This is a genomic window from Nostoc sp. C96, from assembly GCF_059384975.1.
In genome coordinates this window covers 4,704,488-4,720,503 of the sequence record NZ_CM182020.1, presented here as the reverse complement: position 1 = coordinate 4,720,503, position 16,016 = coordinate 4,704,488, and the positions used below count along the sequence as shown (strand labels likewise).

Sequence of the window (16,016 nt, the reverse complement as noted above, 5' to 3'; positions counted from 1 at the left end):
CTACAACAATGCGCTACTAACCCTACCTCATCCATAAAGAACCTTAACTCATTTGCCACTAATGACGTAAGGTTTCTTATTAACCCTACCTCATTCATAAAAAACCTTAACTCATTTGCCACTAACGACGTAAGGTTCCTTATTAACCCTACCTCATCCATAAAGAACCTTAACTTATTTGCCACTAACGACGTAAGGTTTCTTATTAATCCTACCTCATTCATCAATAACGCCTACATCATTACATAATAATACTTAAGCTGATTGTTCTAGAAAATACTAATTTTTGTGATTTTTCCTGAGCCAGATTACAGCTAATTTGAGACAAGCTAACACTATCATCATTACAGGAGTACATCTATGCCGCGTGCAAAACGCACATCTCGCATACTTGCAAAAGCTCAACTTCGAGCTTCTGGACTAAAAGCAATTGATCCAAACATTGATTTTGGTGATAATAATAGTCTGGAATATATGCAGCAACAAATGGATCAGTTAACTGCTAAAATTGATACTCACAACACGGCTTTAGCTGTGCTGGATGCTTCGAGAACGGAGATTGAACGGCTAGAAAAAAACTTAAGCACCCTTTGTGAAAAAATGCTGCTGGGAGTTGCGTTTAAGTATGGTAACGACAGCAACGAATATGAAATGGCTGGTGGTGTGCGAAAAAGCGATCGCATTCGTAGAAGCACAGTTACTCGGTTAAAATCTGCCCTACCAAACACTCAGCAATAATATTATTAAACGCAGAGTAACACCAAGAAAAGCGCAAAGTAACGCGGAGTTTTTATGCTATATGCGAAATTAAAAAAAAGTGCGTTAGTGAAAACTAAACGCACTCTCAAGAGAATTGGCATCGAAGTTAGGTGAACTATGAAAGTTTAATTTTCATCGCGTCCATGAACTTGGGCTGGTGGACTGGTTGCTTCTACGGCGGTGAAGGGTTCTAGGATTTTGTATGTATGTTGTGAACCTTTGGGGACAACCCAAGAACTACCAGGTTCTAGCAAAACCATTTGCCCTTCAATATGCAACTCTGCACGACCATTAATTACATAACCAACGGTTTCATAGTCTCGTGCAGTTGGTTGTTTATCTTTTCCTGGTTGTTCATTTTCCCAAAGGCGCATCGATAGGGATTTGCCAGAAGCTAGATATTTCTGACCATCTTGACCTTTGGGTGAATGGCTAGAATCGACTTTTTTAACGCTTGTGTCAGTCATATTTAATTACCTACCTTACGGTTTGAGAACAACTTTGATACAGTTATCTTTTTTCTCTTTAAAAATTTGGTAGCCGTGGGGTGCTTGGTCTAAAGGTAGTTTGTGAGTGATGACAAATGAAGGGTCAAGATCACCATTTTCAATGTGATTTAGTAAGGGTTTTAAGTATCTATGAACGTGGGTTTGTCCCATTTTGAAGGTGAGGCCTTTGTTCATTGCCGAACCCATCGGAATTTTATCGAGGAAGCCACCATATACTCCGGCAATTGAGACATGACCACCTTTTCCCGCAGAGAGAATTACTTGGCGTAATGCTGTTGGACGGTCTGTTTCTAGACGAACTGCTTGTTTTACTTTGTCGTAGATAGCCATTGCATCTGTCCCGTGTGCTTCCATACCTACGGCATCAATGCAAGCATCGGGGCCACGACCGCCTGTCATTTCTTTAAGTGCTTCCCCGACATCTATTTCTTCATAGTTGAGGATTTCGGCTTTGCCTTGTTCTTTGGCCATTTGCAGGCGTTCGGGAATTCGGTCTATGGCAATGACTCTTTCTGCACCAAGGAGAAATGCACTTTTAATGGCAAATTGTCCCACTGGGCCGCAACCCCAAATAGCCACAACGTCACCGGGTTTGATGTTGCAGTTTTCTGCGGCCATGTAACCAGTCGGGAAAATGTCAGTTAAAAATAGAACTTGTTCGTCGGTAAAATGGTTAGGAATTTTGAATAAACCAACATCTGCAAAGGGTACGCGTGCATACTCAGCTTGTCCACCAGCGTAACCACCAAATAAATGAGAGTAACCAAATAAGCCTGCTGGTGAGTGACCCATTTGCAGTTCTACCATCCAAGCATTTGGGTTGGAGTTATCACAGAGTGACCATAAATCACGCTGGCAGAAAAAACAGTTACCGCAGGATATTGTGAAGGGAACGACGACGCGATCGCCTATTTTGACATTCTTAACTTCACTACCTAATTCTACAACTTCCCCCATGAATTCATGCCCAAGGATATCGCCTTTTTGCATGGTGGGAATATAACCATCATAAATATGTAAATCTGAGCCACAAATTGCTGTGGAAGTAATTTTAATAATGGCATCACGAGGGTTAAGAATTTTCGGATCTGGAACCGTTTCTACCCGTACGTCGTTTGCTCCGTGCCAGCAAACTGCTTTCATAATTTTTAGTCCTTTGTCATTTGTCCTTTGTTATTTGTTTAAACAAATAACAAAATAGCTAGTAATACATAAAATGGTGCGTTAGGCGCTTTGGTTATCTTTTTGGTGATAGATCATATCCAGCGCCTAACACACTCTACAAGGCTAGACTCTACAGTTTATCTACTAGAAGGAGTTCTGTAATAGCCTTCTTTGGTCTTGGTTGTATAATCAGCTGCTTCGCCTACTCTATTTTTTGCATCGTTGAAAAACTCTTTTGTAGCTCTGGGAGTATCTTCATCTAAGTTGAGTTTTTCGCGGATATTATCAGCAGCACCTTTGAGTTTAGACTGAGCATTTCTTACTTGATTATCGTTTTGAATGCCTTTATTTTGATCGTACTGACCTTCGGGCGCGCCTTTATAATAAATACCCTCTGGAGTTGTGACATCAGCTTGTGCTACGTTCACAAAGCTAAAAGCTTGACCTAGTAAGAACATAAATCCTACTAAGAAAACAACCATAATTTTGCGTAAGCTAGAAATCACTGGCTTCATAAATAACCTCATTTGTTTTATTTATTTGTGTGTACAACTGAATGGCAATTAGCCAATTCATGGTTTGAGGACGACTTTGACACAGTTGTCTTTTTTCTGTTGAAAAATGTGATAACCGTGAGCAGCTTCTTCTAGCGGTAGTTGATGAGTTACCACAAAAGAAGGATCGAGTTTACCGTCCAAGATTTGCTGGAGTAACAAGTGCATATATTTTTGTCCGTGCATTTGCCCCATTCTGAAGGTTAGACCTTTGTTAAAAGCTGCACCCAAGGGTATTTTGTCTACAAATCCGCCATAAACACCCATAATTGCCAGAGTGCCGCCTTTACGACAGGCCACCATCATTTCTCGTAATACGTGGGGACGGTCAGTTTCTAACCTGAGCTTTTGTTTTGTCTGGTCGTAGAAGTCTTCTAAACCAACACCGTGTGCTTCTAAACCGACTGCATCAATGCAAGCATCAGGGCCGCGTCCGCCAGTCATTTCTTTTAATGCTTCACCAGTATTAACTTCTTCGTAGTTAATTACTTCGGCTTTGGCATATTTTTTCGCCATTTCTAACCGTTCGGGGAAGCGGTCGATCGCAATTACTTTTTCTGCACCCATCATGTAGGCGCTAATCATGGCGAACAGTCCAACTGCACCACTTCCCCAAACGGCTACCGTATCCCCTGGCTGAATATCACAGAGTTCTGCACCCATGTAGCCAGTCGGAATAGCGTCGGAGATGAACAAAAGTTTCTCATCAGGTATATCTGACGGAACTTTCACAACACCCACATCAGCAAAAGGTACGCGGATATATTCAGCTTGTGCGCCTGCATAGCCACCTAAGAGGTGAGAATAGCCATAAATTGCTGAGGTGACATTGCCAAATAATTTTTCTTCTAACCAACTGTTAGGGTTGGAATTATCGCACAACGACCACATATCACGCTGGCAATAAGCACAGTTACCACAACCAATTGTAGAAGGAACAACAACGCGATCGCCTATTTTTAAATTATTAACTCCCCTACCAACCTCGACGACCTCTCCCATAAATTCGTGACCGATAATGTCACCTTTTTGGACTGTGGGGATATAGCCGCCATATATATGTAAATCCGAACCACAGATAGCTGTGGAAGTAATTTTAATAATCGCATCACGGGGATTAAGAATCGTCGGGTCTGGCACTGATTCCACCCGAACTTCATTAGCACCTTGCCAACAGACTGCTTTCATAAATATTAGTCCATAGTCATTAGTAACTCTCTTCCTCTGCCCCCTGCTCCCTGCCCCCCTGCCTCTTCTTCTACCTACTTCCTGTTGGCTGTCCTTCGGTTGTGGCGATTTCTCCTGCTTCCATGAGCATTTTGAAGCGGCGCAAGTCATCACCAATTTGTTGTTCTGGTTCTTCGCCAAAAAGTTTGGCAAGAGCCGCACTTAATCCGCCGCCAGGAATGTTGTATTCTAAAACTACTTTGACTTCTGTACCGCGATCGCCTGGGGCTTTTTTAAAGCGGACAAAGCCAGAATTATCTATCTCTGCGCCTTCTACCGAAGCCCACGAGATAAACTCGTTTTCTCTATCTTCCAGAATCTCTGCGTCCCATGCGACGTTATTACCCAAAGGCGCACTCGCCACCCAATGAGAACGTTTTGCATCGTACACCTTGACTGATTGGAGATGCTTCATAAAAGTGGGTAACTGCTCAAAGTTGTGCCAAAAACGGTAAAGTTCATCGGCTGGTTTATTAATAGTTACCGTCTTTTCAACTTTGATTGGTTTATTAATGCCAATAGCATCCTGTGCTTGCTGAATTGTGCTTTGCTTCGTTAAACCTTGGTAAACTAAACCACCGCCAGCCAGTGCAGTTAACACACCTTTTAAAGAGCGTTGGCTTAAACCTGTGAGTACCATAGCCCCACCGCCAATGAGAGAAGCCCAGCGTTCCATCTCATTAGCTTCTGTGGGATTTTTAGTTGTGCGATCGCCTGTAGAAGTCATACAATTTTAGATTTTAGATTTTGCGGAAAGTTGCGTGCGCGGGTTCCCCGCGTTGAGCAAACTTTTCAAGACGGATTTTGAATTCGTAATTAGATTCTCTACATTTATTAATTACGAATTACAAACTACGAATTACATAGAAGCAGCCGCACCTGTCGTGGGTTTAGGAGATTGCACTCCCGCACTTTGCAGCGTCCGGTATAGCTCTACTAAGCGTTGTTCGTCCTTCAACAAATCGCGGTAAATTTCTTTGAAAATCGCCGTTGCTACTGGATCAGTAAACATGGCGGACAAATTACCAATGTCGCCGATACCTGTTTGCAAATCGCCTAAAGCGCAACGCATTTGATAAATATCATCACTACCAGACATGGCAGTTTTGACCTTTGCATATTGATTGGCAATATTCGCAGCCAAAGAAGGTTTTTCACCTAATCTGTTGAGGTGGGTTTCTAATATTTCAATGTGGCGTTGTTTCTTAGCCATCATCTCTTGAAAAATAACTTTCGCTTGAGTATTAGACTCTTTTTCGTAATACTTTTCTAAAGCTTCTAGAGAATAACGCTCACCACTCAAAGCAGTATTTAACCCTTTAGCAATTTCACCTTTTGTGGAACCACCCCAAGCATCAGCAATTTTCCACCATTCAGCATTAGTGTCTGTCTCTTCTGGAAGTGCTACATCTTTACCGCCATAACCCAAACGACTGAGAATAGCTGTGGTAAAAATACCTAAGTCTCCAGGTTCGCGGGAAGTAATTAAATTACCATCAACTACCAGTGCTTCGTCTTGATAATTTGCACCTGCATTGATCATGTCGCGGCGGATAGCCACAAAACCAGTGGCGCGCCTGTCCCTGAGCAAATCGCCTTCAATTAATAATTGTGGCCCGTGACAAACTGCGGCGACGAGTTTTCCTTGCTGCATAGCTTCTTGCACAAAGCGCACTGTATTGGGGTTGCGCCGCATTTTATCAGGAGCCATACCACCAGGAATCACAACTGCATCAAATTCAGAAGCGATCGCTTCTGTGGTTGTACCATCAGGTTGAACGGAAACTCTACCGCGTTTACCTTTGTATTTTTCGTTCATCCTTGAACCGAGGACAACTACATCCATCCCCGCTTGTTTCAACCCATTACAAGTAATAGTAAATTCTGCATCTTCAACATCATTTTCAATCAGAATTGCAACTTTTTTCTTCCCAGAATGATTGTTTTGATATGACATGGATTTACCTATTGTGATTAATATGGTGGATTTTTTACAATTAATATTGCTGAATTAAGCAGTTACTTCGCTAGTTGGTGGTGCAGCAAAAAGTTCTTCGTAATCGTGAGTAAAATGGGCTTGAAACCTAGAGAAAGTTTCTGGTTTCATGGCATTTTGCAACACAGCAAAAACTGCTCGGACATGAATTGCTGTAGTAGTGGGAGCTATATTTTCTTTTTGACTAACACGGTGAATAAACTCTTGAAGATTAAAGGTTTGGCTACTGGCTGGTGTTTGGTCTTGTAAATAATGACTTAATTCTTGTGGAAGTTGTGCAGCTAAATCTTGAATGTCACTGTCTGCAATACGTTCTTTGATAGTTGCTAATGTCGCGCGAGTTGCAACTTCCGCCTCCTCAAGAGAAGTGGATTGAGATAGGCTTTGGACATGGGTAATAAACTCTTGATATTCCACTTTCCACCTCCGCTGAAGAAAACTCAATACTTGTATGGGTATGAGAAGTTTCAGTAATAAAAATATAAATAATGATTTCTTACCCAAAAAAAGTTATGAGTTAAAAAGTAAGAATTGGGGGATTTTGTTGTGTGAGTTGATAACTTCTAACTCATAACTAACAGATTCAACTACAAGTGGCTTGACCTTGAATTTACACTTACAAGATTAGGCTGTAAAAACTACCTTAACTTCGTTCTAAGGGGATAGATTTTTTTATTTCTAAAGTTGTACATCTGAAGTGAGACAAATTTTGCCAACAAAAACGTTATTGTAAAGATGCAGAAAAGGGAAATATTATGGCAGAAAAAAATCATCATCCTGAAATTAATTCTGAAGATTTACCGCAAGAAATTACTGAATCTTACGGCACTGGAGTGAAAGACTTGCCAGGATACAATATTGGTGAGCGATCGCTTGACCCAAACAGCCCAGAATATCCCGATAGCCCTGAAGTGGCCACTGATGACAGTTACACTTATTGGCAAGAGACTGTAGGTGATGAAGCTGTTGGTGGTACTGTTGCTGTCCCTGAACAAGATGTCACCGAAGAAATAGAAGCAGCAGTCGGCTTAGAAATGGACGATCGCGCTTTCCTTCGCACCAACGATATTCTTGAACAACGCGATGATCGCCGTTGGGAACTAGATCCAAAATCCTCAGAAGACTACCAAGAACGCGAATAACCACTCCGCGCCCCTCTGCGCTCAAAAACTCTTACCACAAATGTCCAGCATTTCGGTAAACTCAGAAATGCTGCGATGTTGTTGATCATGTCAGATTCCCAAAGCGTTAGTGCTGCTGTTGCCAAACTCTACAATACTTATCCCTTTCCTCCAGAACCCTTGCTAGATGAACCACCCCCAGGCTATAACTGGCGCTGGAATTGGTTAGCAGCTTATAACTTCTGCACAGGTCAAAAACCCCAAAAGCAAGATATTCGCATTTTAGATGCTGGCTGCGGTACTGGTGTAGGTACAGAATACTTGGTTCACCTCAACCCCCAAGCTTCTGTAGTTGGTATTGATTTGAGTGCAGGTGCTTTGGCTGTAGCGCAAGAACGTTGTCAGCGTTCTGGTGCAAACCGTGTTGAGTTTCATCATCTCAGCATCTACGATGTGGAACAGTTACCAGGGGAATTTGATTTGATTAATTGCGTTGGGGTATTGCATCACCTCCCTGACCCAATTCGGGGTATTCAAGCTTTAGCCAAAAAATTAGCCCCAGGTGGTTTCATGCACATATTTGTGTATGGTGAGTTGGGACGTTGGGAAATTCAACTCATGCAAAAAGCGATCGCCCTTCTCCAAGGTGAACAACGCGGCGACTACCGTGATGGTGTGCAAGTTGGACGAAAAATATTTTCCTCTCTACCAGAAAACAATAGAATTGTCAAATACGAAAAACAACGCTGGGCAATGGAAAATCAGCGAGATGAATGCTTCGCGGATATGTACATTCATCCCCAAGAAGTTGATTACAACGTTGAGACATTATTTGAATTAATTGATGCGTCTGGTTTAGAATTTATTGGCTTCTCAAATCCTGGTTTTTGGCAGTTAGATAGACTTTTGGGTAAAGCACCGGAGTTAATTGAACGAGCAGAAAATCTCAATCAGCGCCAGTTATATCGTTTAATAGAATTACTCGACCCAGAAGTTACCCATTACGAATTTTTTCTTGGTCGTCCCCCTATCATCAAAATTGACTGGTCAAATGATGACACTCTTTTAGCCGCAATTCCCGAATTAAACCCTTGTATTGATGGCTTTCCGAGCCAATGTATTTTTAATTACGACTACCAAATAGTCAATTTGTCAAAAGCAGAATTTGAATTTATGCAAGCTTGTGATGGACAAGAGACAGTACGGGAAATTTTGGCAAACGTGCAGTTCAACTTGGATGGAGTGAAAAAGTTGATTCAGCAACAGTTAGTAATGTTGTCACCTTAATTGAAACGCAGAGTATCGCCAATTGAAACGCAGAGTATCGCCGAGTATTCTTTGCGTACCTCTGCGTTATCCTCCATATTCCTTTGCGTTTAACTTCCGCCTCATTGATTATGTAATTGATGATTGGGATGCTCATCTTTAGTAACTATAGATGATTCTGCCGTCACCACATCTTTAGCTTGAGTTTGCATTGCCAGTAATTCGGGTATGGTGACAAACTTATACCCTTTGGCTGTTAAATCTGCAATAATTTGCGGTAATGCTTTAACAGTTCGAGAACGATTACCGCCGCCATCGTGCATCAATACAATTCCACCAGGTTTGACACTTTTTTCGACATTTTTAATTAGGGTTGTAGCCACTCCCCGACGTTGGGAATCTCCTGATTCATCTGACCACATCATGACCGCATACTTTTGACTTTTGGCGTAATCAACTAAACCATTGTGTAAAAAGCCTCCGGGGGGACGAAATAGTGTAGTTTTTACCCCTGTCAGTTTATAGATGATGTCCGCTGTACGATTAATTTCACTAGCAGCTGTATCTACATCCATCCGCCGATACCAATGATGCCATGTGTGGTTTCCCAACACATGACCTTCATCCGCAATTTGTTTCACAATTTGCGGATGAAAGCTAACCATTTCCCCCACTAGGAAAAACGTAGCTTTGATATGATTTTTCTTTAAAATTTCTAGTACTTGTGTTGTATTTTTTGGGCCGGGGCCGTCATCGAATGTCAGCGCAATAAATTTATCTTTTATTGGTAGTTTTGCTTCATAAATAGTTTGTCCTTGAAATTCTTTTGGTATAGCTTCTTTCTTTGTATTTAAAGCAATATCTTGGGCTTTGACTGATGTTGACCCATTCAAGCCATTGGATGATTTCTTACCTATTAATTGTGAAAATAATAAAGGATTGTTAAGATAGTCCTTGTTCAGAAATCCTGCCAAACTTAAGCTACCAGCAGTAGCAACTAGTGTGATTGTTGCTGCTGTTAAAAATTGGAATGCTTTCTTGCTAAACACATTAATACTCCTCAATTAATATTGATTAAGTGCATTTCTATTTATAATGTTTTAGTTATATCTTACAAACTTTGCATGGTGATGACAGCAGTATAACTATAATGTGGAGAAATGCTGCTAAGTTTTACATTTCCACTGGATGTTGCCCATAATAAGGTACAGCCTCTGACCAATCAGGTCGTTTTCCTTGTCGCCATTCTAGAGAAGAAAGTTCCAAAATACTGGTTACAGTTGCGGCTAACCCAGATTGTGCTTGAATTAGCTGATACTCAGTATGACAATTAGCTAAAGTTTCTTGCCAAGCTTCTGGTGTGAGCAATGTATCAGGAAATAAAGCTGTGATTTCAGAAGTAGCTGCATTAACTTGATAAATAGCACCAAATACTTTACCTCTTTGTGCTGGCATTTCTGTAGCAATTAATTTTTCGTAATCATTTTTGTGTGACCAAGCTACCGCCGCTAAAGTAGAAATAGCAAACACAGGGATATTTAATTGTTGTCCTAAAGTGCGGGCGAGGACTACACCAATACGAGTTCCTGTAAAACCACCTGGCCCTTTCGCAACGGCAATAAATGCTAAATCTGCCCAAGTTTGGGGTTGGATAAAATCAATTAAATATTGATGCACATAACTGGATAAATCACGCCCTAAATTCCAAACATTTGCGCGAGTTTCATCAGCAAAGTTACTAATAGCCAAGCCTAATTCTGGCGTAGTGGTGTGCAGTGATAAAGCATATTTTTGGGTAGGTAGAGTTGTTAATTCCGTTGTCAAAGTGAGTAATTATATAAATTTTTCTAGAGTTGGCGTGATATTTATTCAAGCATAAAATCATAAAAATATACGACTACTGCAATAGATAGCAGTAGCCGCTGGAAATTTACCTATCATAGCCATCACGTCGGTACTAGTTCACCTGGACGCAATTTCGACCATTTTCCTGTTTCTTGCTTAAAGCTAAGACAACCAACAACGTCCCATTCCATTTCAATGAAATCTTCTTTGGTGCGGATGTTGACATTGATAGAAGGTTCATTGGGGTCAAAAGTTGGGTTCTCTGTTAAATGAGGCTGTTGGTGTTGGGTTTCTACGGCATGATAGGTTACACAACGGTCTACGTAGTGGCAGTTTACGCAAATACACATAATATAACCACCTCCAGGAAGCTTTATTGCTAATCTAACGTAAGCGAAGGTTTTGTTCACTAGTTGCGGGGTTGATTTTTATTACAATGCACAGTTCTGTTTATTCTATTCTCGCGCCGTCAAATTGGCCTTTTAGCTTGGAATGGTTGCCACAACCAGCTTATATGGTGGGTGGTGCGGTGCGTGATGCTATCTTGGGCAGAACTCGTGAATATTGGGATCTTGACTTTGTGATACCATCAGATGCGGTGAAGGTAGCAAGAGCGATCGCTAAACATTATCAAGCTGGTTTTGTCTTACTGGACGCAGAACGCAAAATTGCCCGTGTGGTATTTCCTCAAGCTACGGCTGATTTTGCCCAACAAGAAGGCAATAGTATAGAGACTGACTTGCATAGACGGGATTTTACAATTAATGCGATCGCCTATAATCCCCATACCCAAGAAATCATCGACCCATTACAAGGTTGTGCTGACTTACAGCAAGGTCTGTTACGTATGGTATCACCAGCCAACCTCAAAGATGACCCTTTGCGGTTAATGCGAGCCTATCGCCAAGCTGCCCAACTGAGTTTTAAGATTGAACCAACTACCCAAGCGACAATTCGCGCTTTAGCATCCAGCATTACCACAGTCGCCGCAGAACGAGTCCGTACAGAAATTGGCTATCTTCTAGCCAGTCCCCAAGGTACGCCTTGGTTAGCCAACGCCGGAAAAGATGGTTTACTGACAGATTTATTTAAAAATGCCACAACCGCCAGCTTTGATAAACTCGCCGCCGTTGATACAGCCGCAGCCATCCTTGCACCGCAATTTGGTACAGAAATACAACAATATGTGCGCGATACTGTCAAAACAACTTGGTTAGGTATTGCTAAACTCGCTTGTCTTGTACATCCTCATCCCGAAGTTGCAGAAATAGAACTACAAGAACTCACCTATAGCCGTGCGGAAATTCGCGCCGTTATGACTGCGCTGAAATTATTCCCGCAGTTAAAATCTAGTAACAAATCCATCCGAGAACAATATCTTTTGTTCCAAGAAGCAGGTAATGTATTTCCTACTATTGTCTTATTGGCTGTAGCACAAGATACTTTGGTAGAGGCGATTTCCGGCGACAAATCTTTGTTGGTTTACTCACCTTTGGTCAGCCGCTACCTTAACCCTGATGATCTGGTCGCTCATCCCACTCAACTAGTAAGTGGTAAAAATCTAATGGTAGCATTAAATATTCCCGCGTCGCCAGTTGTCGGTGAGCTACTGACTGAGATTGCGATCGCTCAAGCTGAGGGTAAAATTGCTACAGCCGAAGCTGCTATTGAGTTTGCACGGCAGATATTAGAAAATTAGACCTTGCTGAATCAGACTTATCAAATTATCAAGATGATGGTGGAATTAAACTGGCGATTTTGGCGACACTATCCCAAACTATCCAAGCGCAGGAACTATCCACATCATCAGCTTGATTGGTAACTTTAAAATAGATTTTTTCTGCGCCTTTGGGTTCAATGGCAAAATCAGCATTTTGAGCATAAACAACTTTGAAACCTCGGTCACGTAAGCAATACATAGCCCAAGCTTTCAAAGATTGTTTGTATGGTTCGTGAGGAATGGGTGGTTTAGTGAGTGCGGCTTCGATAACTTCAAATATCTGCATTGCTATAGAAAAAGGAAAGGGAAAGGAGAAATTAGGTTTACAGAACTACTCTGCACTTTATTTTCAGTTTGAGGCTCACAACGGATTTCAATCACAAATCCATCGGGGTCATAAAAGTACACACCTTTACCTGTAGGACGAGTAACTGGGCCATGAGCGATCGCTACCTTATTCTCTGCCAAAACAGCCAGCGCTGTCTCAAATAATCGCGGATCTATATCAAAAGCTAGATGATAGGCTCTTGTAAAACTCTGTTCTGGGTCTGGATGGGGTGGATTGAGATCAGGTGTCCAAAATAAGTCTAAAATTACGCCGTCGGGAGTCACAAAGTTGGCAACTTTCCCCTCAGCGACAAGTTCCACTAAAGTTGCGGGTACTTGCTTACCTGTCAATTCATGCAGGCCTAAAACACTACCGTAAAAGTGACGCGAAGCCTGCATATCTTTAACGTTGAGAGCAATGTGATGCACTTTTCGCAAATGTCCAGGAGCAAGGATACTTTTCATACAGCAGTTAGATAAGAGGGCAGAATAAATTTCCTTACTAGGATAGAAGTTGAACTCTTAAACAGAGTTTACTGTAAATTATTATGGCTTTTGATTATTCTTTAGACTTCCCAAACATTGATTTTCGCCAGCACCCTGAATTATATCGCATTGGTAAAGGCGAACAAGGGGTACTTTTAGTAGAACCATATAAATCAGAGATTCTCCCTTATTGGCGTTTCAAAACACCTGAGATTGCTAGAGAGTCTAGTGAAAAAATCTATGCAATTTTTCTAGATTATCTCGAACAAGAAGATTTTGTCGGAGCAGATATGGCGCGAAAGTTTATCCAAATGGGTTATACTCGTTCTCGCCGTTACGCCAATCATAAAAACGGCAGAAAATATAAAAAAACTTCCAAAGCTGGAAGTTCTCAAAAAGAAATATTGCCATTCGATGTAGACCCTGTAAAAGCAGAATCAGCCGCTATTTTTAAAGCAAAATGGGTCGAAGCCAAGACAAATGCCAAATATCTCCAGCTTTTAGCCGAGCATAAACAAAAGTATGAAACTTGTTAGATAAAAATTATCAATTATCTGCGGTATTCATCGCCACAGTCACCAATTATCTGATATAAATCGCGAGATTTTTGAGATATTGGCTCAATGCGATCGCTATCTTCTTGAGCTAACCTAAAACTAAATACCTTGGCGTTACTTTCAATATGTTCTGATACACCCAGTCTTGCACCAACAATCACACCTCCCACAGCTGGCTTATCTAAAATATAACGCACTGCCACATTGGAAATAGTCACATTATATTTATCAGCAATCTCTTTAAGTGTCAAAAGTAATTCCTGAAATAATTGCCAACCACCCCAAGCATCAATCATATTTTTATATTTGCGTAAGCTGGCTGTGGCTAAATCAAAGTTTCGCGGTTCCGGCTGACCCAAATATTTTTCTGCTAAGAAACCACCACAAACTGTGCCGTAAGTAAATAGTTTAATATCATGCTGCTGGCAAAATTGCACCATTGCTACTTCTGGACGACGGTCAACTAACGAAAATTGCACTTGGTTAGAAACAATTTTAATCCCGGCATTAATAATAATTTGCAGGTGTTTTGTGTCAAAGTTAGTTAAAGCTAAATGCTTAATTTTGCCCTCAGTTTGCAATTCTGCCATAAACTTCAGGGCATCTAGATAATTTTTATCATTATATTCCCACCAATGGAATTGCATTAAGTCTAAAGATGCAACATTCATTCGCCGCAAAGCAATATTAATGTTGTCTTCAACAACTTTTTTTGTCATTTTGCGAGGACGAGGAACCCATTTTGTAAAAGCTTGTAAGTTAGCTAAAGCTTCTTGACCTCTAATAGCAAGTAGTTGACGACGAAATTCCCCAATAAAATCTTCAGCAGGGCCATAATGGTCAGCTAAATCCCAGGTGGTAAAACCTGCATCTATATACGGGAACATCGCTTGAATTGCCGCTTTGGGATTAATCTGTCCATGTGCGCCAGACACTTGCCACATTCCATTTAATATCCGGCAAATGTTTAAATCAGGAGTAAGTTGAAGACGACTGTCTGCGGGTAGCACCATATAGTTGAATTTTGAATTATTGATTTAACGCCAGTCTTTTGCAGCTTGTTCTAGAACGTAAGCCGCAACATCTTGAATTTGTTGTTCTGTGAGGCGGTCTTTGTAGGCAGACATATTACTTTTACCATTAGTGACAATGGCTGTAATTGCCTCGATAGAATCCATATTATATTTCTTCAGCGCTGGCTTTTTTAAGTTCTTGCCTCGTCGGATAATGTTACTACCGTTGATATGACAGCCGGCGCAATGCACGCTAAATATTTCTGCACCATTAGCTGTGTCGCTTGCACTAGCAGACAAGGTAAATGTCGTGGTAGATAGCAGGAGAATTAAACATACTAATTCCAGGATTTTTCGCAAGTTAATTCTCATAAGCTTGATTTGTGCTTTGGCGTTAATCATTTTTTATCTTAACTGGAAATCAAAATTCATCTTCTCACAAGTATGTACATAGTGATACATGATATTTTCTCTGTAAATGAAACCGCCGATGTTCGCAGATAAACGCCGATAATTTCACATTTTCTATCTAAAGGAAGTGCCTATTCTCAATGGAATACGTCAAAATTTAGATGTGACACCATACTTAAACTAAATTAATTTATCCAAATTAGCTAAATACCCAGAGTTGAAAATGGTTAGAAATATCAAAGAGCAAATTCAAACTGACCTGAAGCAAGTTAAAGAAACTGGTCAGTTACGAACAGAAAGAGTGCGGGAAATTGTCAAATCAGCCGTTACTCAAGTGGCTTCTGAGTTTAAAGAAGGTTCAATTGAACTGCGGGGACTTGTAAGAGATGCGGTTTCTGCTGTTATTGAAACCCTACAAGAAAGGGGTGGGGAAATTAAAGAAGAAGTGACAGCTTCAATTGAAGGTGCTTTAGAAGGAGTTAATCATAAAAGACACGCAAATATCATTCAAACTCAGTCAGAACTCCAAAGGTTGCAAACTCAATTAGATAGTGAAGAAGAAAAACTTCAGCAAGATGTAGATGTGATATTAGCAGAGATTGAGGAAACAGGTAAGCAAAATCCTGCTGATACTCAAACCATCATTGACTCGGCTGTTAGCGCTATCAAAGATAGTGATGAAGTGTCTTTGTTAAGAAAACGTTATGCACAATTGCAAGCACAATTAGCTATTGTTCGAGCTAATTTAGCTGCACGCTATGGCGGACGTTCGGAAGAAATTCAAAATTATCTCAACGATGCCAAAACTTGGTATAACCAAGCTCGTCCGCAAGCGGAAGTTTTAGCGACACAGGTATCACAAAAGCGATCGCAGTTAGAAGATAAACTAGGAGAAGCGGGTACAGCGATAGCTCGCAAAGAACTCCAACTCAAACAAACTTTACGCGAGTTACTCCTCGCAACTGCTGATTTGTTTAAAGACAAGGAACCCGCAGATAAAAACTAGATACCAACATCATAAGAACCCCGAATTCTTCAAGAAGTCGGGGTTCTAAGTAAGT

General features: G+C 41.0%; 20 protein-coding genes. 6 read left to right on the top strand and 14 right to left on the bottom strand.

From position 1 onward, the window contains the following. Positions 1-360: 360 nt before the first annotated feature. Complete coding sequence (locus AC504W_RS20230; protein ID WP_494874012.1) at positions 361-738, top strand: hypothetical protein; 378 nt, start codon at positions 361-363, stop codon at positions 736-738. A 146-nt stretch (positions 739-884) separates the two neighbouring features. Here the strand turns inward: AC504W_RS20230 and AC504W_RS20225 are convergent, their stop codons facing one another. The 7 genes from AC504W_RS20225 to AC504W_RS20195 all read right to left on the bottom strand — a co-directional run bounded on the left by AC504W_RS20225 (position 885) and on the right by AC504W_RS20195 (position 6,626). Next, positions 885-1,226, bottom strand: a complete 342-nt coding sequence (locus tag AC504W_RS20225; protein ID WP_015114917.1) for a cupin domain-containing protein — start codon at positions 1,224-1,226, stop codon at positions 885-887. 15 nt (positions 1,227-1,241) lie between these two features. After that, positions 1,242-2,411 carry a zinc-dependent alcohol dehydrogenase gene (locus AC504W_RS20220; RefSeq protein ID WP_494874011.1) on the bottom strand — a complete coding sequence of 390 codons (1,170 nt, stop codon included), beginning with the start codon at positions 2,409-2,411 and terminating at the stop codon, positions 1,242-1,244. A 158-nt stretch (positions 2,412-2,569) separates the two neighbouring features. Then, positions 2,570-2,947, bottom strand: coding sequence for a hypothetical protein (locus AC504W_RS20215; protein ID WP_494874010.1), 378 nt, complete (start codon positions 2,945-2,947; stop codon positions 2,570-2,572). Between the two features lie 57 nt (positions 2,948-3,004). Then, a complete protein-coding gene (locus tag AC504W_RS20210; protein WP_494874009.1) occupies positions 3,005-4,174 on the bottom strand; it encodes a zinc-dependent alcohol dehydrogenase in 1,170 nt (389 codons plus the stop codon). Between the two features lie 70 nt (positions 4,175-4,244). Next, positions 4,245-4,940, bottom strand: a complete 696-nt coding sequence (locus tag AC504W_RS20205; protein WP_494874007.1) for an SRPBCC family protein — start codon at positions 4,938-4,940, stop codon at positions 4,245-4,247. 132 nt (positions 4,941-5,072) lie between these two features. Beyond that, positions 5,073-6,170, bottom strand: a complete 1,098-nt coding sequence (locus tag AC504W_RS20200; protein ID WP_494874006.1) for a DJ-1/PfpI/YhbO family deglycase/protease — start codon at positions 6,168-6,170, stop codon at positions 5,073-5,075. A gap of 54 nt (positions 6,171-6,224) precedes the next feature. After that, on the bottom strand, positions 6,225-6,626 hold the full coding sequence (locus tag AC504W_RS20195; RefSeq protein WP_494874005.1) for a DUF2267 domain-containing protein: 402 nt from the start codon (positions 6,624-6,626) through the stop codon (positions 6,225-6,227). A gap of 338 nt (positions 6,627-6,964) precedes the next feature. On the opposite strand from AC504W_RS20195, the gene AC504W_RS20190 reads away from it, so the two are divergent. Both AC504W_RS20190 and AC504W_RS20185 read left to right on the top strand, forming a co-directional pair. After that, positions 6,965-7,351 carry a DUF6335 family protein gene (locus tag AC504W_RS20190; protein ID WP_494874004.1) on the top strand — a complete coding sequence of 129 codons (387 nt, stop codon included), beginning with the start codon at positions 6,965-6,967 and terminating at the stop codon, positions 7,349-7,351. 87 nt (positions 7,352-7,438) lie between these two features. Then, the gene (locus AC504W_RS20185; RefSeq protein ID WP_494874003.1) at positions 7,439-8,617 is read left to right on the top strand and encodes a class I SAM-dependent methyltransferase; all 1,179 of its coding nucleotides are present in this window, start codon (positions 7,439-7,441) and stop codon (positions 8,615-8,617) included. 101 nt (positions 8,618-8,718) lie between these two features. On the opposite strand, the gene AC504W_RS20180 is transcribed toward AC504W_RS20185, so the two are convergent. From AC504W_RS20180 to AC504W_RS20170, 3 genes are all read right to left on the bottom strand, one after another. Continuing rightward, positions 8,719-9,645, bottom strand: coding sequence for a polysaccharide deacetylase family protein (locus tag AC504W_RS20180; RefSeq protein ID WP_494874002.1), 927 nt, complete (start codon positions 9,643-9,645; stop codon positions 8,719-8,721). Positions 9,646-9,769: 124 nt separating this feature from the next. Beyond that, entirely contained in the window at positions 9,770-10,420 is a 651-nt protein-coding gene (tsaB, locus tag AC504W_RS20175; protein ID WP_494874001.1) for a tRNA (adenosine(37)-N6)-threonylcarbamoyltransferase complex dimerization subunit type 1 TsaB, read from the bottom strand. A 122-nt stretch (positions 10,421-10,542) separates the two neighbouring features. Beyond that, positions 10,543-10,791 carry a Ycf34 family protein gene (locus tag AC504W_RS20170; RefSeq protein WP_015114906.1) on the bottom strand — a complete coding sequence of 83 codons (249 nt, stop codon included), beginning with the start codon at positions 10,789-10,791 and terminating at the stop codon, positions 10,543-10,545. A gap of 86 nt (positions 10,792-10,877) precedes the next feature. Between AC504W_RS20170 and AC504W_RS20165 the strand changes: the two genes are divergently transcribed. Then, a complete protein-coding gene (locus AC504W_RS20165) occupies positions 10,878-12,140 on the top strand; it encodes a tRNA nucleotidyltransferase/poly(A) polymerase-related protein (RefSeq protein ID WP_494874000.1) in 1,263 nt (420 codons plus the stop codon). A gap of 28 nt (positions 12,141-12,168) precedes the next feature. Here AC504W_RS20165 and AC504W_RS20160 read toward each other — a convergent pair whose 3' ends face one another. Together AC504W_RS20160 and AC504W_RS20155 are read right to left on the bottom strand one after the other, a co-directional pair. Beyond that, positions 12,169-12,447, bottom strand: coding sequence for a hypothetical protein (locus AC504W_RS20160; RefSeq protein ID WP_494873999.1), 279 nt, complete (start codon positions 12,445-12,447; stop codon positions 12,169-12,171). 2 nt (positions 12,448-12,449) lie between these two features. Beyond that, a complete protein-coding gene (locus tag AC504W_RS20155; RefSeq protein WP_494873998.1) occupies positions 12,450-12,953 on the bottom strand; it encodes a VOC family protein in 504 nt (167 codons plus the stop codon). Positions 12,954-13,036: 83 nt separating this feature from the next. On the opposite strand from AC504W_RS20155, the gene AC504W_RS20150 reads away from it, so the two are divergent. Then, complete coding sequence (locus tag AC504W_RS20150) at positions 13,037-13,510, top strand: DUF4385 domain-containing protein (RefSeq protein WP_494873997.1); 474 nt, start codon at positions 13,037-13,039, stop codon at positions 13,508-13,510. Between the two features lie 14 nt (positions 13,511-13,524). On the opposite strand, the gene AC504W_RS20145 is transcribed toward AC504W_RS20150, so the two are convergent. After that, a complete protein-coding gene (locus AC504W_RS20145) occupies positions 13,525-14,544 on the bottom strand; it encodes an aldo/keto reductase (RefSeq protein WP_494873996.1) in 1,020 nt (339 codons plus the stop codon). Positions 14,545-14,568: 24 nt separating this feature from the next. Beyond that, a complete protein-coding gene (gene petJ / locus AC504W_RS20140; RefSeq protein WP_494878707.1) occupies positions 14,569-14,904 on the bottom strand; it encodes a cytochrome c6 PetJ in 336 nt (111 codons plus the stop codon). Positions 14,905-15,178: 274 nt separating this feature from the next. Here petJ and AC504W_RS20135 point away from each other — a divergent pair, with 274 nt between their 5' ends. Next, positions 15,179-15,961 carry a histidine kinase gene (locus AC504W_RS20135; RefSeq protein ID WP_494873995.1) on the top strand — a complete coding sequence of 261 codons (783 nt, stop codon included), beginning with the start codon at positions 15,179-15,181 and terminating at the stop codon, positions 15,959-15,961. The last annotated feature ends 55 nt before the right edge of the window (positions 15,962-16,016 follow it).

Coding starts and splice junctions, on each gene's coding strand:
- AC504W_RS20230 (WP_494874012.1), top strand. CDS start 361: ATGCCGCGTGCAAAACGCACATCTCGCATACTTGCAAAAGCTCAACTT.
- AC504W_RS20225 (WP_015114917.1), bottom strand. CDS start 1,226: ATGACTGACACAAGCGTTAAAAAAGTCGATTCTAGCCATTCACCCAAA.
- AC504W_RS20220 (WP_494874011.1), bottom strand. CDS start 2,411: ATGAAAGCAGTTTGCTGGCACGGAGCAAACGACGTACGGGTAGAAACG.
- AC504W_RS20215 (WP_494874010.1), bottom strand. CDS start 2,947: ATGAAGCCAGTGATTTCTAGCTTACGCAAAATTATGGTTGTTTTCTTA.
- AC504W_RS20210 (WP_494874009.1), bottom strand. CDS start 4,174: ATGAAAGCAGTCTGTTGGCAAGGTGCTAATGAAGTTCGGGTGGAATCA.
- AC504W_RS20205 (WP_494874007.1), bottom strand. CDS start 4,940: ATGACTTCTACAGGCGATCGCACAACTAAAAATCCCACAGAAGCTAAT.
- AC504W_RS20200 (WP_494874006.1), bottom strand. CDS start 6,170: ATGTCATATCAAAACAATCATTCTGGGAAGAAAAAAGTTGCAATTCTG.
- AC504W_RS20190 (WP_494874004.1), top strand. CDS start 6,965: ATGGCAGAAAAAAATCATCATCCTGAAATTAATTCTGAAGATTTACCG.
- AC504W_RS20185 (WP_494874003.1), top strand. CDS start 7,439: ATGTCAGATTCCCAAAGCGTTAGTGCTGCTGTTGCCAAACTCTACAAT.
- AC504W_RS20170 (WP_015114906.1), bottom strand. CDS start 10,791: ATGTGTATTTGCGTAAACTGCCACTACGTAGACCGTTGTGTAACCTAT.
- AC504W_RS20165 (WP_494874000.1), top strand. CDS start 10,878: ATGCACAGTTCTGTTTATTCTATTCTCGCGCCGTCAAATTGGCCTTTT.
- AC504W_RS20160 (WP_494873999.1), bottom strand. CDS start 12,447: ATGCAGATATTTGAAGTTATCGAAGCCGCACTCACTAAACCACCCATT.
- AC504W_RS20155 (WP_494873998.1), bottom strand. CDS start 12,953: ATGAAAAGTATCCTTGCTCCTGGACATTTGCGAAAAGTGCATCACATT.
- AC504W_RS20150 (WP_494873997.1), top strand. CDS start 13,037: ATGGCTTTTGATTATTCTTTAGACTTCCCAAACATTGATTTTCGCCAG.
- AC504W_RS20145 (WP_494873996.1), bottom strand. CDS start 14,544: ATGGTGCTACCCGCAGACAGTCGTCTTCAACTTACTCCTGATTTAAAC.
- AC504W_RS20135 (WP_494873995.1), top strand. CDS start 15,179: ATGGTTAGAAATATCAAAGAGCAAATTCAAACTGACCTGAAGCAAGTT.